This is a genomic window from Pseudomonas putida (assembly GCF_009883635.2).
Classification (GTDB): domain Bacteria; phylum Pseudomonadota; class Gammaproteobacteria; order Pseudomonadales; family Pseudomonadaceae; genus Aquipseudomonas; species Aquipseudomonas putida_W.
The window spans coordinates 281809-304554 of the sequence record NZ_CP026115.2; the positions used below are offsets into that span (position 1 = coordinate 281809).

The window sequence follows — 22746 nt, forward strand, 5'->3', positions numbered from 1 at the left end:
GAGCCTGGCGCCATCCCCGGTGACCCGGCCATCCGTCCATGCTCTTGACGCCTGCACGCCAACGTCAAGGAGCATTCCATGCAGTTACGGAATATGAAGATCGGCACCCGCGCTACCAGCGTTTTTGCGCTGCTGGGCGCATTGGTCCTGGCCATGGGCCTTATCGCAATCTATGAAACCCGGCAGATGGACAGGGCCACGGACGAAATCCGTGTCACCTGGATGCCCGCCGTGGTCGCCCTCAGTGAAATCAGCACCAACCTCGGCCGTGCCCGCGCCGTCACCTTGCGCGCCGCGCTGGATGACAATACCGGCGAGCGTGCGCGCAACATCGACATGCTCAAGGGCATCAACGAGCAGCTCAAAAGTGGACTCAAGGATTACGAGGACACCATCATCGCTGCCGATGATCGCGCCCTGTTCAACGCCTTCAATACTTCCCACCAGCAATACCTCGACCTGCAGTCGCGGGTATTGCAGGACATCGCTGCCGGTCGCATGGACGCCGCCAAGCAGCAGATCAGTGGCCCGCTCAGCCAGTACGCCGACAGCATGATGAAGGCCATGGCCGCGCTCATTGCCTACAACGGCAAAGGCGCCGATGATGCCTCGGAGCGCAGCAGCGATGTAGCCGACGAGGCTTTCACCGCAATCATCGCCTCGCTGGTGATCATCATGCTCGCCCTGGCTGCCATCGCCACCGTGCTCACCCGCAGTATCGTGGTACCGCTGGCCGATGCTGTAGCCGTGGCCGAACGCGTGGCTACCGGCGACCTGACCCAGGATATCCGTGTCGTCGGCCGCGACGAACCAGCTCTGCTGTTGCGCGCCTTGAGCCGCATGCAGAACAGCCTGCGCGACACCATCCGCAAGATCGCCGCCTCCTCCGACCAACTGGCCTCGGCTTCGGAAGAGCTGCACACCGTCACCGAAGACACCAGCCGTGGCCTGCACCAGCAGAGCGCGGAAATCGACCAGGCCGCCACTGCCGTCAACCAGATGACTGCAGCGGTGGAAGAAGTGGCGAACAACGCGGTCAGCACGGCCGATGCCTCGAAAGGTGCCGACCAGAACACCCGCGATGGCCGCGATCAGGTCAACCAGGCCCTGGCCTCGATCCAGCATCTGGTCAATGACGTAACCGGCACCTCGACCGAGATCGAGCAGCTGGCCAGCAACGCCAACGAGATCAGCCGCGTGCTGGACGTAATCGGCGCGATTGCCGGGCAGACCAACCTGCTGGCGCTCAACGCGGCGATCGAAGCGGCCCGCGCCGGTGAAGCCGGTCGTGGCTTTGCCGTGGTGGCCGATGAGGTGCGCGCCCTCGCCCACCGGACCCAGCAGTCGACGGCAGAGATCGAGCAGATGATCGCCGGGATCCAGAACGGTACCGAACGAGCAGTGTCGGCGATGCACAGCAGCCGCGGCCGGGCCAACGGCACGCTGGAGGTGGCGCAGGGTGCGGGTCAGGCGCTTGAGGTGATTGCCGAGGCGATCGCTTCGATCAACCAGCGCAACCTGGTAATCGCCAGCGCTTCCGAGGAGCAGGCGCAGGTGGCGCGGGAGGTGGATCGCAACCTGGTGAACATTCGGGACCTGGCGATGCAGACGTCGGCGGGGGCGAACCAGACCAGCGCGGCGGCGCAGGACCTGTCGCGCCTTGCCGTGGATCTGAATGGCATGGTCGCGCAGTTCAAGGTCTGACCTGAAAGAGCTGGGGCCGCGTTGCGGCCCATTCGCGGGGCAAGCCCGCTCCCAAGGCTTGCGCTGTACCTGTAGGAGCGGGCTTGCCCCGCGAATGGGCTGCAAAGCAGCCCCTGTCACAGCAACAACCATCTATCAGTCGTTGACGCCTACAACCCGCCCCGCCCGCTCGGCCGCCTTGCCACGAGTCGCCAGGCAATAGTACAGCGGCACCGTCACCAGCAAACCGAACAGCCACGACAGGTCAGCCCCTTCGACAATGTTCGAATACGGCCCCACATACAGCGACGTGTTGGCAAACGGCAACTGCACCAGGATGCCGCAGGCATAGGCAATGATCGCGTGGTGGTTGAAGCGGCCATAGATGCCGCCGTCGGCACGGAAGATCGACGCGATGTCGTACTGACCCTTTTTGATCAGGTAGAAGTCGATCAGGTTGATCGACGCCCACGGCACCAGCACCAGCAGCAGCGCCAGGATCAGGCCGATGAACTGGCCGATGAAGCCAGCCGATGCATTCAGCGCCACCATCCCGCAGCCCACCAGGATCACCGTAGCCAGGATCACCCGCACCTTGATGCTCGGCGTCCACTCGGCGATGAAGGTCTGGATCGCGGTGACGATCGACAGCACCGCACCATACAGGTTGAGGGCGTTGTGGCTGATGATGTTGAGCAGGAACAGCACCATCAGGATCGGGCCCAGCCAGCCGGTGGCCTGCTTGACCGCATCCATTGCGTCGGTGCCATCCGGCACGCACAGCACCGCGATCGTACCGAAGCTGAAGCACAGGATGGTGCCCAGCGTGGCGCCGAAGTAGGTGGCCCAGAACGGCTTGGCGATGCCCACTTCACGCGGCAGGTAGCGCGAGTAGTCGGAGGTGTACGGCGAGAAGCTGATCTGCCAGATGATGCCCAGCGACACGGTGGCGATGAAGCCCGACAGGTTGAACGCGCCGCGGCTGAAGAAGTCGGCCGGCAGTTCCTGGACGAACATCATGATGAAGCCGGCCAGCAGCGCCGAACCCATTACCCAGGTACCGATGCGGTTGAGGATGTGGATGAAGCGGTAGCCGATCACGCCGATGGCGGTGGCGCTCAAGGCACCGATCACGATCGCACCTGGCATCGGCACGCTTGGGGCGATGCCGTGGATGGTCTTGCCCGCCAGGACGATGTTGGAAATGAAGAAGCCGACATAGATCAGCGCGGTGAAGAACACGATCAGCAAGGCGCCGTAACGGCCGAACTGGCCACGGCTCTGGACCATTTGCGGAATGCCCAGCTGCGGTCCCTGCGCAGAGGCGAGGGCGATGAACACGCCCCCGACGAGATGACCCAGCACGATTGCGATCAGCCCCCACAACAGGTTCAGGTGGAACACCTGGACCACCATGGCGCCGGTGACGATAGGCAGTGGCGCGATGTTGGTACTGAACCAGAGGGTGAACAGGTCGCGCGCCTTCCCATGGCGCTCGGCAGGTGGAACGTAATCGACCGTGTGATTCTCGACAAACTGGTGTTGCGACGACGGTTGGGACATAGGATTCAGCTCGAAAGGTCGTTTTTATCTTTGTAAGGAAACCGCATCTAGGCGGCCTCTCAGCTGCGGACCATATTATGGTATTCCAAGCTTTTGACAACACTGATCCGCAGTAAAAAACGCCCGCTGATCTGCTCGCACAACCCCTGCGACAAACCGCCTCACCGCTCAATCCCACGGTTTACGTGGCCTAGAGCCGTTCATCGTGAAAAACCAGGGCTGAAAATTCCGCTTGCAAAATAGGTATTACGGTATACCATCAGACACATCAACGATAAAAACCGCGGACCACCGCAGCCCTTTAGAGGTACACCAGATGATCGACGCAAGCATCTACAAGAACGTCCTGGGCTCCTTCCCGTCCGGCGTGACCGTCATCACCACCCTGGACGACGACGGCTCGGTCGTCGGCCTGACCGCCAGCGCCTTCTCCTCCCTGTCGATGGACCCGCCGCTGGTGCTGTTCTGCCCCAACTACACCTCCGACTCCTACCCTGTCCTGATCAAGAACAAGCGCTTCGCCATTCACCTGCTCTCCGGTGGTCAGCAGGCCGAAGCCTACGCGTTCGCCAAGAAGGGCAAGGACAAGGCCGTCGGCATCGAGTGGACCCTGAGCGAACTGGGCAACCCGATCCTGGCTGGCGCCACCGCCGTCATCGAATGCGAACTGTGGCGCGAATATGAAGGTGGCGACCACGCCATCATGGTCGGCAAGGTGCACAACCTGATCGTCCCCGAGGAAGCCCCTCGGCCGATGGTCTACTGCCGCGGCAAGATGGCCAGCCTGCCAGCCTTTGCCTGAAGCCTATTCTGAATCGAGACACCTGGCGCCTGCCCTGCCGGGCGACAGACACTTTCAAGCGTTGAGGAAAGCCCCATGAAATTTTCGTTGTTCGTGCACATGGAACGTTGGGATGAACAGGTCAGCCACCGCCAGCTGTTCGAAGACCTGACCGAACTGACCCTGATGGCCGAGCACGGCGGTTTCAGCACCGTGTGGATCGGCGAACACCACGCCATGGAATACACCATCTCGCCAAGCCCGATGCCGCTGCTGGCGTACCTCGCCGCGCGCACCGAGAAGATCCGCCTGGGCGCCGGCACCATCATCGCGCCGTTCTGGAACCCGATCCGCGTTGCCGGCGAATGCGCCCTGCTCGACGTGATCAGCAACGGCCGCATGGAAGTGGGCTTGGCCCGTGGCGCCTACCAGTTCGAATTCGACCGCATGGCGGGCGGCATGCCGGCCACCGACGGTGGCAAGGCCCTGCGCGAAATGGTCCCGGTGGTGCGCAAGCTGTGGGAAGGCGACTATGCCCATGACGGCGAAGTCTACAAGTTCCCGACCTCCACCAGCGTACCGAAGCCGTTCAACGCCACCCCGCCGATGTGGATCGCCGCCCGCGACCCGGACTCGCACAACTTCGCCGTGGCCAACGGCTGCAACGTCATGGTCACCCCGCTGATGAAGGGCGACGAGGAAGTGCTGGACCTGAAGAACAAGTTCCAGGCCGCCTGCGACAACAACCCGGACGTACCACGCCCGCAACTGATGGTGCTGCGCCACACCCACGTGCACAGCCCGTCGGAGCCCGAAGGCTGGAAAATCGGCGCCCAGGCCATCTCGCGCTTCTACCGCACCTTCGATGCCTGGTTCGGCAACAAGTCCACCCCGGTCAACGGCTTCCTTGAGCCGAGCCCTGAGTCGAAGTTCGCCGAAGTGCCGGCGTTCCAGCTGGAGAACATCCGCAAGAACACGATGATTGGTACCCCGGAAGAGATCATCGCCCGTATCAAGTACTACCAGGAGCTCGGTGTCGACGAGTTCAGCTTCTGGTGCGACAACAGCCTGCCCCACGCCGAGAAGAAGAAATCGCTCGAGCTGTTCATCAAGGAAGTGGTGCCGGCCTTCGCCTGAATTCCCATTGCCTGGCACATTGCGGGACGCGCCCGCTCCCGTGGGCCCCCGTGGCCTGCGTGAGCGGGCTTTTTTTGGGGTGTACGCCTTTGATTTTGTGATGTGTTGGAGATCGAGCGCCGCCCGCGCGGCGCATCGCGAGCTTTGCTCGCTCCTACGTTTGTTTCGGGCCAGTAACGCCTGTGGCAGGCGCGCGCGACCGCCTTGTTCCTATGACGCGACATCGTGCCATGCGCCAAGACGTTCGCGCGCAAATCCCCCAGGAATAATTGGCCCGAAACAAACGTAGGAGCGAGCAAAGCTCGCGATGCGCCGCGCGGGCGGCGCTCGATCTCCCAGGCGCCATAAAACCCAAGGCATGCCCACCTTTCGTCCCCCCGCAAGAGAAATTTCCAGCCACCTCTTGCACAACAAATATTATGGTATACCATCAGACAACAAGAGCTGATAACCCTCACCAGGAGCCACCCATGAGTTTCGAAATCCGCAAGATCGTCACCTACTCCGAAGAGACCCGCATCGAAGGCGGCAAGGCCACCGACAAGCCGGTGACCATGGTCGGCCTGGCCGTCGTGATCAAGAACCCATGGGCCGGTCGCGGTTTCGTTGAAGATCTGAAGCCGGAAATCCGCGCCAACTGCTCGGAGCTGGGTGCTCTGATGGTCGAGCGTTTGACCGCTGCCATCGGCGGTGCCGACAAGATCGAGGCCTACGGTAAGGCTGCAGTCGTCGGCGCCGACGGCGAGATCGAGCACGCCTCGGCGGTAATCCACACCCTGCGCTTCGGCAATCACTACCGCGAAGCGGTGCAAGCCAAGAGCTACCTGAGCTTCACCAACAAGCGTGGCGGCCCAGGCACCTCGATCCAGATCCCGATGATGCAGAAGGACGACGAAGGCCTGCGTTCGCACTACATCACCCTGGAAATGCAGATCGAAGACGCCCCGCGCGCCGATGAAATCGTCGTGGTCCTGGGCGCAGCCGACGGCGGCCGCCTGCACCCGCGCATCGGCAACCGCTACATCGACCTGGAAGAACTGGCTGCCGAAAAAGCCAACGCTCAATAACAACAACCAAGACGGGCCGGGGCGTGGCGTGCTTACCCGCCGCGCCCGACCTTCAAGGAGCGCCCTCCATGATTCAGCCTGTCGCTGAACGTACACCTGCCGGCACCAGCTACCTGTCCGTCGGCCAGGGCCAACCCGTGGTACTGATCCACGGCGTGGGCCTGAACAAGGAAATGTGGGGCGGGCAGATCGTTGGCCTGGCCAATGACTACCGCGTCATCACCTACGACATGCTCGGCCACGGCCAAAGCGCATTGCCGGCCGCCGACACCGGCCTGGAAGGCTACGCCGCCCAGCTCGCCGAACTGCTCGACCACCTGCAGATTCAACAAGCCAGCGTGATCGGCTTCTCCATGGGTGGCCTGGTCGCCCGTGCCTTTGCCCTGAACTACCCGCAGCGCCTGGCGGCGCTGGTGGTACTCAACAGCGTGTTCAACCGCACCCCCGAGCAGAGTGCCGGCGTCATCGCCCGCGCCGCTCAGGCCGCGGAGCTCGGCCCCGACGCCAACGTCGACGCCGCCCTCGACCGCTGGTTCAGCCGTGAATACAAGGCCGCCAACCCGGCCCAGGTCGCTGCCATTCGCCAGGTGCTGGCGAACAACGACCCACAGGGATACCACACCACTTACTCGCTGTTCGCCACCCAGGACATGTACCGCGCCGGCGACCTGGGCAACATCCAGGTGCCGACGCTGATCGCCACCGGCGAACTCGACTCGGGCTCCACCCCGGCCATGACCCGCCAGCTCGCCGCCAGCATTCCTGGCGCGCAAAGCGTGGTCCTCGCCGAGCAACGGCATATGATGCCCGTGGAAGCCCCGCGTGAAGTCAACAAGATGCTGTTGGACTTCCTCGCCCAAGCCCGCACCCTCACCGAATCCGCCAAGGGGATTGTTGCATGACCCTCGTTCGTTTCCAGATGTGCATCGACGGCCAATGGCTCGATGCCCAGAGCGGCAAGACCTTCGACAGCCTCAACCCGGCCACCGCCCAGGCCTGGGCGCAACTGCCCGACGCCGACGAAGCCGATGTCGAGCTGGCCGTACAGGCCGCCCAGCGTGCCTTCGACAGCAAGGCGTGGCGCAGCATCACCGCCACCGCACGCGGCAAGCTGCTGCGTCGCCTGGGTGACCTGATCGCCGAGAACAAGGAACACCTGGCCCAGCTGGAAAGCCGTGACAACGGCAAGCTGATCCGCGAAACCCGCGGCCAGGTCGGCTACCTGCCGGAGTTCTTCCACTACACCGCGGGCCTGGCCGACAAGCTCGAAGGCGGCACCCTGCCCCTCGACAAGCCAGACCTGTTCGCCTACACCGTGCACGAGCCGATCGGCGTGGTCGCCGCGATCATCCCGTGGAACAGCCCGCTGTACCTGACCGCGATCAAGCTGGCCCCGGCCCTGGCTGCCGGCAACACCATCGTGATCAAGCCCTCCGAGCACGCCTCGGCGACCATCCTCGAACTGGCTCGCCTGGCGCTCGAAGCCGGCTTCCCGGCAGGCGTGGTCAACGTGGTCACCGGCTACGGCCCAAGCACTGGTGCGGCGCTGACCCGCCACCCGCTGGTGCGCAAGATCGCTTTCACCGGCGGCGCCGCCACTGCCCGCCACGTGGTCCGCAGCAGTGCCGAGAACTTCGCCAAGCTGTCGCTGGAGCTGGGCGGCAAGTCGCCGAACATCATCTTCGCCGACGCCGACCTGGACAGCGCCATCAACGGTGCCGTGGCCGGCATCTATGCCGCCTCGGGCCAGAGCTGCGTGGCCGGCTCGCGCCTGCTGGTGCAGGACGAGATCTTCGACGAGTTCGTCGAGCGCCTGATCGCCCGTGCCAAGCGCATCCGCATCGGCAACCCGCAGGACGACGCCAGCGAAATGGGCCCGATGGCCACCGCACAGCAGCTGGCCGTGGTCGAAGGCCTGGTCGCTGCGGCCAAGGCCGAAGGCGCCAAGCTGCACATGGGTGGCAAGCGTGCCGAGGTCGAGGGTGACGGCTGGTTCTACGAGCCGACCCTGTTCGAGTGCGACAGCAACTCGATGACCATCATGCAGGAAGAGGTGTTCGGCCCGGTCGCCGCGGTGATCCGCTTCAAGACCGAGGAAGAGGCCCTGGCCATCGCCAACGACTCGCAGTTCGGCCTTGCTGCCGGCATCTGGACCCGCGACCTGGGCCGTGCCCACCGCCTGGCCCGCGACGTGCGTTCGGGGATCATCTGGGTCAACACCTACCGCGCGGTGTCGGCCATGGCGCCGATCGGCGGTTTCAAGAACAGCGGCTACGGCCGTGAGAGCGGCATCGATTCGGTGCTGGCCTATACCGAGCTGAAGACCGTGTGGATCAACCTGTCCACCGCGCCGATGCCCGACCCGTTTGTGATGCGCTAAGAGGGAGCACGAGATGATCGAACCTGGCATCTACAAAGACGTGATGGGCTCGTTCCCGTCCGGCGTCACCGTGGTCACCACCCTGGACGCCGACGGCGGCATCGTCGGCATCACCGCCAGCGCGTTCAGCGCGCTGTCGATCGAGCCGGCGCTGGTGCTGTTCTGCCCCAACTACGCATCGGACACCTACCCGATCCTGCGTGACAGCAAGCAGTTCGCCATTCACCTGCTGTCCGCCGACCAGACCGCCGAGGCCTATGCCTTCGCCGGCAAGGGCAAGGACAAGGCCAAGGGCGTCGAGTGGCAGCTGAGCGAGCTGGGCAACCCGCTGCTGACCAAGGCCACGGCGATCATCGAGTGTGAGCTGTGGCGCGAATACGACGGCGGTGACCACGCGATCATCGTCGGCGCGGTGAAGAACCTGGTGCTGCCGGCCGAGCCGGTGACCCCGATGGTCTACCACAAAGGCAAGCTGGGCGCCCTGCCGCCGCTGGGCTGACCTTGAGAGCGCCGGGGCTGCTGTGCAGCCCTTTCGCCCCATTTCCAGGGGCCGCACTAATCGTCTCACCCTCGGTTGCGGCCCCTTTTTATTCCGGAGTACTGCGCATGAGCAATGAAAAGTACGAGAAAGGCCTGCAGATCCGCACCCAGGTGCTGGGCGAGGAATACGTCAACCGCTCGATCCAGAATGCTGATGACTTCACCAAGCCGCTGCAGGAGCTGGTCACCGAGTACTGCTGGGGCCACGTCTGGGGCCGCGAAGGCCTCTCGCTGAAAGACCGCAGCATGATAAACTTGGCCATGATTTCCGCGCTCAACCGGCCCCACGAGCTCAAGCTGCACATTCGCGGCGCATTGCGTAATGGCCTGAGCCGTGAACAGATTCGCGAGATCCTGCTCCAGGTCGGCATTTATTGCGGCGTGCCCGCGGCGGTGGACAGCTTCCGCCTGGCCCGCGAGGCATTCGCCGAAGCCGATGCGGAGTCAACCCGTTAACAACGGGCTGTTCGAACCACTGCAAGGAGTGCCTCGGTTCAGGGGGCTCCGTGATGTTGGCGCAACAGCCTCATAAAGAGCGCACCTGATGAAACGCCAGCCACTCGACGACAGCTTCAAGGTCAACCGCAACCCCGTTACCCTGCGCGAAATCGTGCTCGACAAGCTGCGCGGCGCGATCATGAACTTCCACCTGCTGCCGGGCGACCGCCTGGTCGAGCGCGACCTCTGCGACCGTCTCGGCGTCAGCCGCACCTCGGTGCGTGAGGCCCTGCGCCACCTGGAGTCTGAAGGCCTGGTGGAGTTCGCCGACGCCAAGGGCCCACGCGTGGCCATCATCACCCTGGAAGACGCCCGCGATATCTACGAGCTGCGTTGCGTGCTCGAAGGCCTGATCGTGCAGTTGTTCACCCTCAACGCCAAGGCCAAGGACATCCGTGCCCTGGAACGCGCGCTCGAGGTCAACCGCGAAGCCCTCGAAGAAGGCGAACTGCAGCAGGTGCTGGACTCGGTGCAAGGTTTCTACGACGTGCTCCTGGAAGGCTCCGGCAACCAGGTCGCCGCCCAGCAGCTGCGCCAGCTGCAGGCACGCATCAGCTACCTGCGTGCCACCTCGGTGTCGCAGGAAAACCGCCGCGGCGCCAGCAACCGCGAAATGGAAAAGATCGTCGAGGCGATCAAGGGCGGCGACCCGCTGGTGGCCCACCAGGCCTCGGTCGACCACGTCCGCGCCGCTGCCAAGGTGGCCCTGGACTACCTGCGCCAGAAGCAGGACGACAACAGTAAGGTGCGCGACATGGTCGAGCCCCTGGCGCTGAAGGAACCCCGCATCGAACCCCGCATAGGCCGCTGACCATGCCCAACGCCCCGCGCTACTGCCCGCACTGCACCACGGAACTGGCCCGGGGCGTTCCCACAGGCGACACCCACGAACGCCTGCACTGCACCGGCTGCGGCTATATCCATTACATCAACCCGAAGATCATCGCCGGCTGCATCATCGAGCGCGACGGCAAGTATCTATTGTGCCAGCGCGCCATCCCGCCGCGCCCCGGCACCTGGACCTTGCCGGCCGGGTTCATGGAAGCCGGCGAGACCACCGAACAGGCGGCCTTGCGCGAGGTCTGGGAAGAAAGCGGCGTGCGCGCCGACATCGTCTCGCCCTACTCGATCTTCAGCGTGCCGAAAATCAGCGAGGTTTACATCATCTTCCGCGCCATCGCCACCGAAGAGACGGGGCAGTACGGGCCGGAAACGTTGGCGTACAAATTCTTCGAACCTGACGAAATCCCCTGGGACGAGATCTATTATCCGGCGATCCGGCAGATTCTCGAGCGCTACATCCTTGAACGGCAGGCCGGGGTGTATGGCATCTACATGGGCAATGACGACACCGGCAAGGTGCATTTCATGCGCTGAGGCGCCGCTTCCCTCGCCAACCGTCTATTCTCGGTGCACTCTAGAGACCTCAAGCAAACGGACCGGCACTGCACATGGCAAACTGGCTAGACGGCGGCGGGCTGATGGCCGAGCGCATTCGCAACCACGACTGGGCTGCCACCCCTCTGGGGCCACTTGGCCAATGGCCTGAAACACTCAGGACCAGCGTAGCCCTGTGCCTGGACTCGCGCTTTCCACAGGCCGTGCTTTGGGGCCCAGAGCTGATCACCCTGCACAACGACGCCTTCACCCCGATCCTCGGCGACAAACCGTTGGCCCTGGGCAGCCCCTTCAGTGTGGTTTGGCAGGAAGCCTGGCACGAGATCGCTGACATGGCCGCGCGGGCACTCGCCGGCGAGGCTGTGTTCATCGAGGACTTCCCGCTACTGATCGACCGCTGCGGCAGCCTGGAAAAAGCCTATTTCACCTTCTGCTACAGCCCTATCCGCAGTGAGGATGGCAGTGTGGTGGGGATGCTCGACACGGTCACCGAAACCACCGCCAGCGTGGTCACCAACCAGCGCCTGAACTTTCTCGACAACCTGGGCCGCGCCGTGGCCAATGCCACCGACCCGGACCACATCATGGCGATCACCACGCGCATGCTGGTGGAAAACCTGGAGCTGTCGAGCTGCGCCTATGCCGTGATGGACGCCGACGAAGACGGCTTCACCATCTGTGGCGATTGGGTCGCACCGGGCTCGCCGCGCCTGCTCGGGCGGTACCGCCTGGCCGATTTCGGCCGCCTGGCCGTCAGCCGCCTGCGCGCCGGCCTGCCCCTGGTGATCAACGACAACCTCAACGAACTGGCCAGCGAAGAGTCTGCCACCTTCCAGGCCATCGGCATCACCGCCACCGTCTGCATGCCACTGATCAAGAATGGCCGGCTGACGGCGCTGATGGCAATCCATGACCATGAGCCACGGACCTGGACACTCTACGAGCAAGCGCTGCTCAGCGAAGTCACCGAGCGCTCCTGGGCGCACATCCAGCGCATCCAGGCCCACGCCGAAATGCGCGAGGCAATGGCCGCCCTGGAAGCGCTCAACGCGACCCTGGAACACCGGGTCGAAGAGCGTACCGCGCAGTTGCTGCACACCGAGGCCGTGCTGCGCCAGACGCAAAAACTCGAAGCCATCGGCCAGCTGACCGGTGGCGTGGCCCACGACTTCAACAACCTGCTGACCATCATCCGCTCGTCGCTGCACTTTCTGCAGCGCCCCAATCTCGACCAACAGCGCCGCGAACGCTACCTCAAGACCATGTCCGACACCGTCGACCGCGGCGCCAAGCTGACCGGCCAACTGCTCGCCTTCGCCCGCCGCCAGGCACTGAGCCCGCAAGTGTTCGAAGCCGGGCCACGGCTGGAGGCGATGGCCGACATGCTCGACACGGCCACCGGCGCACGCATCCACGTTGAGCTGCAGCTGCCAGAATCGCCCTGCCATATCCGCGCCGACCTCAGCCAGCTGGAAACCGCAGTGATCAACCTGATGCTCAATGGCCGCGACGCCATGGCCGGTGAAGGCACCCTGCGCCTGCGCCTGCAGGCCGATCAGCAGATGCCCGGCCACGACCGGCTATTCGCGGCCATTTCGGTCAGTGACAGTGGGGTCGGCATTGCCCCCGAGTTGCTGGAGCGCATCTTCGATCCGTTCTTCACCACCAAGGCGCCGGGTGAAGGCACCGGTCTGGGCTTGTCCCAGGTATTTGGCTTTGCCAAGCAGTCCGATGGCGACGTCAAGGTCGATAGCGTCCAGGGCCAGGGCACCCGTTTCACCTTGTACCTGCCACAAGAGCCGGCACCGGCCAGCGACGCACCTGCCAGCGACCCGCACAACGGGCCTCAACTCAGCGGCCAGCGGCGGCGCATCCTGGTGGTCGAGGACAATCCCGATGTGGGCAGCTTTACCGCGCAAATCCTTGAAGACCACGGCTACCAGATCAGCTGGGCCAGCTCGGCCGAAGATGCCCTGGTGCAGCTTGATAACGCGCCCGAAGGCTTCGATGCCGTGTTTTCCGATGTGGTCATGCCAGGCATGGGCGGCTTGGCACTGGCAAGGCAGCTGCGCCGCCAGCGGCCGCAGTTGCCGGTTATCCTCACCTCCGGCTACAGCGAAGCGATTGCCGAAGGCGGGCACCAAGGGTTTGCCTTTCTGGCCAAACCCTACTCGGCCGAACAGGTGTGCCAGCTGCTCGGCAAAGTGCTAGGCGTGTAAAGCCATAACCGCCACAATTGCGCTGAGCTTCTGCTGCCACTCAACGGCGACCCTCAGCCAGCATGCGCACGGCCAGGCCCGCCAGCACCGTGCCCATCAGCCAGCGCTGAACCTGCTGCCACAGTGGCCGACCGGCGAGGAACACGGCGATAGAGCCGGCCATGACCGCAATCAGAGCGTTGACCGTGACACTGATGGCGATCTGCGTCGTGCCCAGTACCAACGATTGCAGCAGCACGCTGCCATGGCCTGGCTCGATGAACTGCGGCATCAGCGACAGGTACATCACGGCAATCTTGGGGTTGAGCAGGCTGGTGGCAAACCCCATGGTGAACAGCCGCCGCGGGCTGTCGGCAGGCAGGTCCCGCACCTGGAAAGGCGAACGGCCTCCGGGGCGCAGTGCCTGCCAGGCCAGGTACAACAGGTAAAGCGCGCCACCAATGCGCAGTGCGTCATAGGCAAAGGGCACAGCCATAACCAGCGCGGTGATGCCCAGTGCAGCGCAGAACATGTAGATGACGAAGCCCAGCGCCACACCGCCAAGGGAAATCAACCCGGCCTTGCGGCCCTGGCAGATCGAGCGGGAGATCAGGTAGATCATGTTCGGCCCCGGGGTCAGGACCATGCCCAGGCAGATCAGGGCGAAGGTAAGCAGCTGGGTGGTATCGGGCATGGGGCACATCCTGGGTGCGCGGGAATGCGGCGAGTGTATCCGAAGCTGTTCATAACCGGTGAAGTCAGTGGATCTGCCCGGCTATCAAACCCAGCGCCACGGTAATCATCGCCACCCCTGACACCCGTCCGACCAGCTTTGCCGCCCCTGGCCGGGTACTCAGCACAGCCTTGGCGCCAAAGCCGACCAGCGAATAGATCACCAGCGAGCTGCACAGGTGCACCAGGCCCAGCAGCAAGATCTGCAACGGCACCGGCCAGTTCGACTGCGGGTCAGTGAATTGCGGCAGCAGGGCCAGGAACAGCAGGAACACCTTGGGGTTCAGCCCACTCACGCAAAAGCCTTTCAATGCCCAGCGCGAGCCCGACTCCCCCGCCCCGCCCTGCCCGGCCGAAGGCAATGCCGGGCTCAGCAACAGGTTACCGCCCAGCCACAGCAGGTAGCTGCACCCCGCCAGGGTCAGCAAGGTCAACGCCAGCGGGTGGCCCGCCAGCAGGCTGCCGACCCCGGCCGCCACCACCAGCGTGGCAAGGAAATGCCCCGACAACATCCCCGCCACTGCGGGCATCACCCAACGCCCGCGCATGCCCGCCGAAATGGCATAGGCCCAGTCTGCTCCGGGGGTAATCACGAACAGCATCGACACAGCCCAGAACGCCGTCAGCACACTGATAGCCACTTGAATCTTCCTTATCTACTGCCTTGGGATGAGGAAAGATTACGGATTCCGCCCGGGGATTTTCTTTCGTATATTCCCTTTCAGCACTCACTTACTGGAAGATTCTTGCCAATGGACAGAACGGATCGAAAAATCCTTGCCGAGCTGCAAAAAGACGGTCGGCTGTCGGTCACCGAGCTGGCCGACCGCGTGGGGCTAAGTCTCTCACCCTGCCATCGGCGCCTGAAGGCACTGGAAGAGTCCGGGGCGATTCTGGGCTACCACGCCCGCCTGGCACCAAGCGCCTTGGGGCTGAACTTCGCCGCGCTGGTGTTCGTGACCCTACGCGAGGTCACACGCCAGCCCGTGGCGGACTTCGAAGCGGCGTTGGCCGAGATCCCGCAGATTGTCGAGGCGCAACGGCTGTTCGGTGATCCGGATTACCTGCTGCATGTGGTGGCCAAGGACTTGCCGGCATTTCAGAAGCTATATGACGAGCACTTGACCAGCATTCCCAATGTGAAGCGCCTGAGTTCGACCCTGGTGATGAAGGAAGTCATTCAGGATCGACTGCTGCCCATGTAGATTTTTTCTCCTGTGCCGCGAAGAGGCCGGCACAGGCAACGGTTTGAATTGCCCTGCTAATGCGCACTGCGCACCAACACAGCCCACCCCAACTTCCCCCGGCAACCGGCACGCCCTCTACCTCAGGCCCTCCAGCCAGCTGGCACCCTCCTTGCTACCGTCCACCGCTTAAGCTTTTGTCAGCCTTAGGTTTTTTAAGGTTTATGGGCACATATTTACTAATTTCTCGTTATCCCCGCGCCCCGCATCATCGCTCCAACAAGAACGCGTCGCCCTTCGCCGGCACGCACCCGGGCAGCACCCGATGCCCCACCTTGCCTTGGAGTCAGTCATGACCAGTGCAGCCAATTCGGCACCCCTGATAGAAAAACACACGATCGGCTACGTGCCGCCGGAAGACCGCCATGGAAAGGTGAGGGATCTGTTTACACTGTGGTTCGGCGGCAATATCGCGCCGCTGCCCATCGTCACCGGCGCGCTGGGCGTGCAACTGTTTCACCTGAACCTGCTATGGGGCATCGTCGCCATCCTCGTTGGCCACCTGGTCGGCGGCGTGCTGATGGCGCTGCACTCGGCCCAAGGGCCGCAGATGGGCATCCCGCAGATGATCCAGAGCCGCGCCCAGTTCGGCACCCTCGGCGCGTTGCTGGTGGTAGTGATCGCCGGGGTGATGTACATCGGCTTCTTCGCTTCCAACATCGTGCTGGCCGGCAAGTCGCTGCATGGCGTGGTCGAGGCCGTCCCGGTGCCGGTGGGCATCGTCATCGGTGCGCTGGGTTCAGGCATCATCGGCATCATCGGCTACCGCTTCATCCACGTGCTCAACCGCATCGGCACCTGGGTGCTGGGCATCGGCATCGTGGTCGGCTTCGGCTATATCTTCAGCCATGTGCAAAGTGACGACTTCCTCACCCGCGGCGGCTTCAACCTGGCCGGCTGGCTGGCCACCGTGTCGCTGGCGGCGCTGTGGCAGATCGCCTTCGCCCCGTACGTGTCGGACTACTCGCGCTACCTGCCGGCCGACGTGAAAGTCAGCTCGACCTTCTGGACCACCTACCTGGGCTCTGCCCTGGGTTCGAGCCTGTCGTTCGTATTCGGTGCCGTGGCGGTGCTGGCGATCCCGGCCGGCATGGACACCATGGACGCGGTCAAGCTGGCCACCGGCACCCTCGGCCCGATCATGCTGGTGCTGTTCCTGCTCAGCGTGATCAGCCACAACGCCCTCAACCTTTATGGCGCGGTACTGTCGATCATCACCCTGGTGCAGACCTTCGCCTACCGCTGGATCCCGACCGCCAAGAGCCGTGCAGTACTGTCGCTGATCGTGCTGTCGGCCTGCTGCGTGGTGGCGGTGTTCGCCTCGGCGGACTTCATCGGCCACTTCGTCGACATGGTGCTGGTGCTGCTGGTGGTGCTGGTACCGTGGACCGCGATCAACCTGATCGACTTCTACGCGATCCACAAGGGCGACTACGACATCCAGTCGATCTTCCAGGTCGATGGCGGCATCTACGGCCGTTACAACCCGCAGGCGCTGATTGCCTATGCGGTGGGTATCGTGGTGCAGATCCCGTTCATGAACACGCCGCTGTACGTCGGGCCGATCTCCGAGCACATAAACGGGGCCGACCTGTCGTGGCTGGTAGGCCTGGCAGTGACCTCGCCGCTGTACTGGTGGCTGGCCAGCCGTGACAGTGCCTATCGCCGTCGGCAGACCAGTGCCAAGTTGGCAACTGCAGCCTAACACCGCGATTCAAACAGCCTGTCCCTAATTCGGCTTTAAAAATCCGGGCAAGGAACAGGCTGCTACCAGCAAGGAAAGCGGGCAGCAGACTCATATGCTATACCGCCTGACGGGCAGGTTGCCTGCAGAATTTCGAGATAAATCGCTCTTACGATTGGCTTGAGCCTTTAACGGCCCATTCAAATGATAATTAACCACGTAGATTAACATTGCGATGGAGTCCGCATTTTTCATCATCTGATCGACTACGTAATCCGCCTCAGACACGTCGCTGAATTTGCCGACCTCAAACTCAGCGGCATCCGCCCCCAAAAAAACATACCCTCCTTTGGTTTTGAGATTCATGTCTCGCTGATTAACTATATCGGCGTTCAAAATCTTTCTGAAGCTGCCTTCCCCCTCGTGACCGGGAAGCTTTTGAAAAGGCGACATCACGTACCACATATCAAGCGAGTCCAGTTTAAAATGAGTAAGCTCGTGAATAATGTTCCACGTCAACAACCTCGGACTTGCTTTGTAATTATCTCTTACAAATATTCTCTTGGACTCGTCACCTTCTACCACCCAAGCAGCCACGTTGGAAGAAGCGCGACTCGAAACCCCTATCAGATTATCTGTTGAAAACGCCATTATTTCATGACTCAACAAACTTAGATCATCATGGATTTTATCAATGTTCTCAGGCGTGAGCGTCGCTCGATTCTTGTCAAAAAAGTAACCCGAGACAACAGCAAGCTCTTTGTCCGAGCCCTGCCCCACATTCATTCTCTCCATCACACCTTTCGCGAAACTTATACCCAGCTTGGCGGCTGCATGAGCCCTCGACAAACTTTTCGCAAAAACCGGATCGCGTTTTCCGATATCAGCAAGCCCTTCACCGATAACACTTTCACCAATTTTTTCGGCCTCGACCTGCGCGAACTGATTTTTTCTGACATCAGTTTGACTGCTCCTTCTGGCAGCTTTAAATGATGGAAAATTCCCAACCAGAGGCAATGAGGTCGCGTCCTCCTTCATGCGACCATCGGGGTCAACAAAGCTTATCGGATTGTCACCGCACATCGTGTATAGGTTGCTGCCATCAACCATCCCCCCGGGGTCCGCACTCAACCACCTACCGAGGCCTGGTTGATAATAACGCCATCCGTAGTAATAGAGCCCCGTTGCATCGAGTTCTTTTCCGGCATGACGGTAGGTTCGCTGCAAAAGGCCAGAACTTTCAATGACACCCTCATCAAGGCCCGCAGTTGTACCATATGGCGTAAACTCTTCACGCGCTGTGAGTTTTCCCTCTTGATCTGTTTCACCCATACAACTGCGCAGATGATCGGTGATCGCAAAACGCAGGTACTGCTTGCCTTCCTGGCGATCCTCTAGCAAACGCCCACCCGCTACCTCGGTAATGAGCACTGACTGTTGTGTTACTCCCCGCCCCTCTGTCGCTCTCTGACGGATTTCACAGCCCCCCGCATAGGTGGTAGTGGTCGTCTGGACGCCTCCAGCTGTTTTCAGCGTTGTGACTTTGCGAACTCGCTCACCACGGCTCGCATAGCAATAACGTTCAGTGTCATCAGATGCACTCAAGCGTCTGAGCAAACTGACGCTGCCTAGTTGACCGTCAGCCATCCAATGCAATGCTCGACCGTCTTCCAGTTGCATCTGCAGCCCGCCCGACAAGAACCCGTTATCAGGCGTGAGTGCGTGGCCATCGACCATCGCCCGATTGCTGCGTTCCGACACGACAAGTGTTCGGGTCCGATCACCTGCCCCACCATTGTGTTTGAGATGGGTCAAGTTGCCACCGTCGTCGTAAGTGTAATGCTCGGTGTAATTGCGCCAAACACTACCTCCACTGAAAGCAATGGACTCCTGGGAAAAATGATTGACCGGGCTGCGCTCCCGACCCGTAGCGTCTACCAATCGGTACAGCGTGTCATAGGTATATAGACGCTGTCCGTCGGAGATTCGGTTGCGGTGTACATAGGGGCCAACATTCTGATCAACGACGGAGATGACGTTACCCACCGGATCATACCGGTAATTCAGGTCGCTGATGACCAGACCTCCGGAACGGTGACTGGCCGGGCGGAATACAAGATGGCGCGCGAGACGCTGCGTTTTCGGCTCGTAATCAAACCTTTCAACTACGCCGTTACTCATTTCCTGCAACAGCAGCGCTCCTTCAGCGCGTCTTTGCAACGTTCGAAACTCCATCGCCTCGACGAACTCTTTGCCGAGCGACGTCAAGCATGGCGCCCCGCTGATATCGTATTTGTATGCTGTCATGACATCAGCAGCATTGGTTTGTATCAGTAACGCCCCAACTGAATTGAAACCCGCCGCAACCGTCAGGACATCATCGTCAAGATCATTAGCGCTTTCTCCGGCCCAGTCAGGCAGCTCTGCTTGTGCATGCAACAACCGTCGACCAGTCAGCATGACCTTTCCGGTCAAAGCCACCGCCTGCGTCTTCAACTCCCCGGCATTGTCATGCTCTACAGTCACTACGCCGACAAGATTGCGTTGCCGTTGACCATCCAGCACATCCCCGTACGCAAGCTTCTGTCGCACGCGAGGCTGGCCCGCAGCGGGCTGTTCAATAACGGCTACAAGACGACCGCCGTTCTCACGCGCTTCGTACATGCAGCGACTATCGGTACCTTGAGCGTTGCGTGTCCACAGTGGGCGGCCAGCGCTGTCAAACAAGCCCAGGCTGGCATCGCCGTCAGCGGTATCAAAGAACAGTACCTTGCCCCCAAGGCTGGCGACCATGACGGAATCAGGCAGCAGGGGCAGCTCTGGAGTGACCTTGAGGTTGCGCGGGCCGAAGGTCCGAATGGTACGCGTTAATGGCTCGCTTTCAGTACGCGTGCGCAACAGCTGGGCGGGGGTACCTGTAAGCACATCGTGAGGTGAGCGACGCATGCACAGAGCCAGAACAATCTTTGAACTGCACGCCAGCACCGTCATATCTGGCGTCCCAGTATGCAGCTTCTTCCCATCGTCAAGTGCCATATCCCCCCCTTGAAGCCCCTTGCGCCAAGAAAAAATCTAAGCCAAGTGCACCTACCAAACCAACTGGCAGAAATATCAGGTCAGGGCGTTCGCACAGTGTCCGATTAAAGGTTGTAAGCCCGCTCATTGTGCTTCGCCAGGTCCAGCCCCTGCTCTTCCTCTTCCCGGCTGGCCCGCAACCCCACTGTCAGCTTGATCGCCCCAAGAATCGCCCAGCTCACCACGAAGCAGTAAACAAAGGTGAACGCCACACCCTTGAGCTGCACCAGCGCCTGTCCGATCGGCGAAGCGCCCTCCACATACCCGCCCAACGCCGGCGCCGCAAACGCCCCGGTCAACACCGCCCCGACCATCCCGCCTACCCCATGCAGCCCGAACACATCCAGGCTGTCGTCATACCCCAGCGCCTGCTTCAAGCGGGTCACGGCAAAGAAGCAGATCGCCCCGGTCAGCAAGCCGATGACCACCGCCCCCAACGGCCCGACAAACGCACAGGCCGGCGTGATCCCCACCAGCCCGGCCAATGCCCCCGAGGCCGCACCCAACGCGGTAGGCCGACCATGCATGACCTTCTCGGTCAGCAACCAGCCGACAATCCCGGCACACGCCGCCACCATGGTCGCCAGCATCACCACCCCTGCCCCTTCGTTGGCCGCAAGCCCGGAGCCTACGTTGAAGCCGAACCAGCCAACCCACAGCAGTCCCGCGCCGACCAGGGTGAAGCCGAGGTTGTGCGGCGGCATGGCCACCTGCGGGTAACCCTTGCGCTTGCCCAGCATCAACGCGGCGGCCAATGCCGCTACACCGGAGTTGATGTGCACCGCAGTGCCGCCAGCAAAGTCCAGCACCCCCCAGTTGACCATCAGCGCCCCCGGCCCGCCCCACACCATATGGGCGATCGGCGCGTACACCAGGACGAACCAGGCCGCCATGAACAGCAGCGAGGCGCTGAACTTCATGCGCTCGGCAAAACCACCGGCGATCAGTGCCGGGGTGATGATGGCGAAGGTTAGCTGGAATACCGCGAATACCCCTTCCGGGATGGTGCCGACCAGGCTGTCGTGGCCGATGTTCAGCATCAGTGCCTTGTCCAACCCGCCGATGAAGCTGTTGAGGGTCAGCTGCCCCTCGACCATGCCGGTGGTGTCCACCACCAGGCTGTAGCCGAACAGCACCCAGAGGATACCGATCACCCCGGCCACGGCGAACAGCTGGGTGAATACCGAAAGGAAGTTCTTCGCCCGTACCATGCCGCCATAGAACAGCGCCAGGCCCGGGATGCACATCATCAGCACAAACATCGCGGCGCAGATCATCCAGGCGGTGTTGCCCGTATCCAGGGCAGGTTCGGCGGCGTAGGCCAACGGCGTCAACGCGAACAGCACAACAGCTAGGGCAAGCTTCATGGAGTCACTCCTGTGCAAATTAGAACCGCCGGCGCGAAGGCCGGCGGTGTCGAGGCGGTTCAGTACTGGGCCTGGCCCGGCACCCAGGCGGTGCCGGCCAGCGGCACCCGGGCCATGGCGGCGGCCTCGACGGTCAGTGCCACCAGGTCCTCGGGGTCGAGGTTGTGCAGGTGCGACTTACCGCAGGCGCGGGCCATGGTCTGCGCTTCCAGCACCAGCACCCGCAGGTAGTTGGCCAGGCGCCGGCCCGCCTCTTCCGGATTCAGGCGCCTGGCCAGTTCCGGGTCCTGGGTGGTGATGCCGGCCGGGTCGCGGCCGTTCTGCCAGTCGTCGTAGAAGCCGGCAGCCGAGCCGATCGTCTTCAGCTCGCTGTCCAGTCGCGGGTGGTTGTCGCCCAGGGCGATCAGCGCCGCCGTGCCGATGGCCACCGCGTCGGCGCCCAGGGCCATGGCCTTGGCCACGTCGGCACCGTTGCGGATGCCACCAGAGACGATCAGCTGCACCTTGCGGTGCATGCCCATTTCCTGCAGCGCCTGCACCGCCTGTGGAATGGCCGGCAGAATCGGGATGCCGACGTGTTCGATAAACACTTCCTGGGTGGCCGCGGTGCCGCCCTGCATGCCGTCGAGCACGATCACGTCGGCACCGGCCTTCACCGCCAGCTTGACGTCGTAGTACGGGCGGCTGGCGCCGATCTTCACGTAGATCGGTTTCTCCCAGTCGGTGATTTCGCGGATTTCGGCAATCTTGATCGCCAGGTCGTCCGGGCCGGTCCAGTCCGGGTGGCGGCAGGCGCTGCGCTGGTCGACGCCGATCGGCAAGGTGCGCATGCCAGCGACGCGCTCGGTAACCTTCATACCCAGCAGCATGCCGCCACCGCCGGGCTTGGCACCCTGGCCGAGGACGATCTCGATGGCGTCGGCCTTGCGCAGGTCGTCGGGGTTCATGCCGTAACGCGACGGCAGGTACTGGTACACCAGGTGCTGCGACTGGCCGCGCTCTTCCGGGGTCATGCCGCCGTCACCCGTAGTGGTGCTGGTGCCGGCAATGGTCGCGCCACGGCCCAGGGCCTCCTTGGCGTTGGCCGATAGTGCGCCGAAGCTCATGCCGGCAATGGTCACCGGGATTTTCAGGTGGATCGGCTTCTTGGCGAAGCGGTTGCCCAGCACCACGTCGGTGCCGCATTTTTCGCGGTAGCCTTCCAGCGGGTAGCGCGACACGCTGGCGCCGAGCAGCAGCAGGTCGTCGAAGTGCGGCACGCGGCGCTTGGTGCCGCCGCCGCGGATGTCGTAGATGCCGGTTTCGGCGGCACGCTGGATTTCCTGGATGGTCAGGCGATCGAAGGTGGCCGACTCACGCAGAACCGGGGGGAATTGCTCGCTCATGGGAATGCTCCTGG

The 22746-nt window shown here is 62.5% G+C and carries 19 protein-coding genes; 13 read left to right on the forward strand and 6 right to left on the reverse strand.

The window, feature by feature from the left end; all coding sequences use genetic code 11:
• Positions 1-78 precede the first annotated feature (78 nt).
• Complete coding sequence (locus C2H86_RS01280; protein WP_159411108.1) at positions 79-1704, forward strand: methyl-accepting chemotaxis protein; 1626 nt, start codon at positions 79-81, stop codon at positions 1702-1704.
• Between the two features lie 135 nt (positions 1705-1839).
• Here the strand turns inward: C2H86_RS01280 and C2H86_RS01285 are convergent, their stop codons facing one another.
• The gene (locus C2H86_RS01285; RefSeq protein WP_159411109.1) at positions 1840-3246 is read right to left on the reverse strand and encodes a purine-cytosine permease family protein; all 1407 of its coding nucleotides are present in this window, start codon (positions 3244-3246) and stop codon (positions 1840-1842) included.
• Between the two features lie 316 nt (positions 3247-3562).
• On the opposite strand from C2H86_RS01285, the gene C2H86_RS01290 reads away from it, so the two are divergent.
• From C2H86_RS01290 to C2H86_RS01335, 10 genes are all read left to right on the forward strand, one after another.
• Entirely contained in the window at positions 3563-4048 is a 486-nt protein-coding gene (locus tag C2H86_RS01290) for a flavin reductase family protein (RefSeq protein WP_159411110.1), read from the forward strand.
• A 75-nt stretch (positions 4049-4123) separates the two neighbouring features.
• Entirely contained in the window at positions 4124-5164 is a 1041-nt protein-coding gene (locus tag C2H86_RS01295) for an LLM class flavin-dependent oxidoreductase (protein WP_159411111.1), read from the forward strand.
• Positions 5165-5634: 470 nt separating this feature from the next.
• Positions 5635-6231, forward strand: a complete 597-nt coding sequence (locus C2H86_RS01300; RefSeq protein ID WP_003256068.1) for an amino acid synthesis family protein — start codon at positions 5635-5637, stop codon at positions 6229-6231.
• A gap of 68 nt (positions 6232-6299) precedes the next feature.
• Entirely contained in the window at positions 6300-7133 is an 834-nt protein-coding gene (locus tag C2H86_RS01305) for an alpha/beta fold hydrolase (protein WP_159411112.1), read from the forward strand.
• Positions 7130-8611, forward strand: a complete 1482-nt coding sequence (locus tag C2H86_RS01310) for an aldehyde dehydrogenase (RefSeq protein ID WP_110634220.1) — start codon at positions 7130-7132, stop codon at positions 8609-8611. The genes C2H86_RS01305 and C2H86_RS01310 overlap by 4 nt, the downstream gene beginning before the upstream one ends.
• Before the next feature lie 13 nt (positions 8612-8624).
• Positions 8625-9110, forward strand: a complete 486-nt coding sequence (locus tag C2H86_RS01315) for a flavin reductase family protein (protein ID WP_060513325.1) — start codon at positions 8625-8627, stop codon at positions 9108-9110.
• A 107-nt stretch (positions 9111-9217) separates the two neighbouring features.
• Positions 9218-9607, forward strand: coding sequence for a carboxymuconolactone decarboxylase family protein (locus C2H86_RS01320; RefSeq protein WP_159411113.1), 390 nt, complete (start codon positions 9218-9220; stop codon positions 9605-9607).
• 88 nt (positions 9608-9695) lie between these two features.
• Positions 9696-10460 (forward strand): GntR family transcriptional regulator, encoded by a 765-nt coding sequence (locus tag C2H86_RS01325; protein ID WP_159411114.1) that lies wholly within the window; start codon positions 9696-9698, stop codon positions 10458-10460.
• Between the two features lie 2 nt (positions 10461-10462).
• A complete protein-coding gene (locus tag C2H86_RS01330; RefSeq protein WP_110634226.1) occupies positions 10463-11026 on the forward strand; it encodes an NUDIX hydrolase in 564 nt (187 codons plus the stop codon).
• 74 nt (positions 11027-11100) lie between these two features.
• Positions 11101-13266, forward strand: coding sequence for a GAF domain-containing hybrid sensor histidine kinase/response regulator (locus tag C2H86_RS01335; RefSeq protein ID WP_159411115.1), 2166 nt, complete (start codon positions 11101-11103; stop codon positions 13264-13266).
• A 40-nt stretch (positions 13267-13306) separates the two neighbouring features.
• On the opposite strand, the gene C2H86_RS01340 is transcribed toward C2H86_RS01335, so the two are convergent.
• Both C2H86_RS01340 and C2H86_RS01345 read right to left on the reverse strand, forming a co-directional pair.
• Positions 13307-13939, reverse strand: coding sequence for a LysE family translocator (locus C2H86_RS01340; protein WP_159411116.1), 633 nt, complete (start codon positions 13937-13939; stop codon positions 13307-13309).
• A 64-nt stretch (positions 13940-14003) separates the two neighbouring features.
• Positions 14004-14618 carry a LysE family translocator gene (locus tag C2H86_RS01345; RefSeq protein ID WP_159411117.1) on the reverse strand — a complete coding sequence of 205 codons (615 nt, stop codon included), beginning with the start codon at positions 14616-14618 and terminating at the stop codon, positions 14004-14006.
• Positions 14619-14729: 111 nt separating this feature from the next.
• Here C2H86_RS01345 and C2H86_RS01350 point away from each other — a divergent pair, with 111 nt between their 5' ends.
• Positions 14730-15182: an Lrp/AsnC family transcriptional regulator gene (locus tag C2H86_RS01350; RefSeq protein WP_159411118.1), complete on the forward strand. Its 453-nt coding sequence runs from the start codon at positions 14730-14732 to the stop codon at positions 15180-15182.
• 331 nt (positions 15183-15513) lie between these two features.
• Entirely contained in the window at positions 15514-16926 is a 1413-nt protein-coding gene (locus C2H86_RS01355; protein ID WP_159411119.1) for a purine-cytosine permease family protein, read from the forward strand.
• 90 nt (positions 16927-17016) lie between these two features.
• Here C2H86_RS01355 and C2H86_RS01360 read toward each other — a convergent pair whose 3' ends face one another.
• From C2H86_RS01360 to C2H86_RS01370, 3 genes are all read right to left on the reverse strand, one after another.
• Positions 17017-19941, reverse strand: a complete 2925-nt coding sequence (locus tag C2H86_RS01360) for an RHS repeat-associated core domain-containing protein (protein ID WP_159411120.1) — start codon at positions 19939-19941, stop codon at positions 17017-17019.
• A 104-nt stretch (positions 19942-20045) separates the two neighbouring features.
• Positions 20046-21347, reverse strand: a complete 1302-nt coding sequence (locus C2H86_RS01365) for an ammonium transporter (RefSeq protein WP_159411121.1) — start codon at positions 21345-21347, stop codon at positions 20046-20048.
• Between the two features lie 59 nt (positions 21348-21406).
• Positions 21407-22732 (reverse strand): FMN-binding glutamate synthase family protein, encoded by a 1326-nt coding sequence (locus tag C2H86_RS01370; protein ID WP_159411122.1) that lies wholly within the window; start codon positions 22730-22732, stop codon positions 21407-21409.
• Positions 22733-22746: the final 14 nt, after the last annotated feature.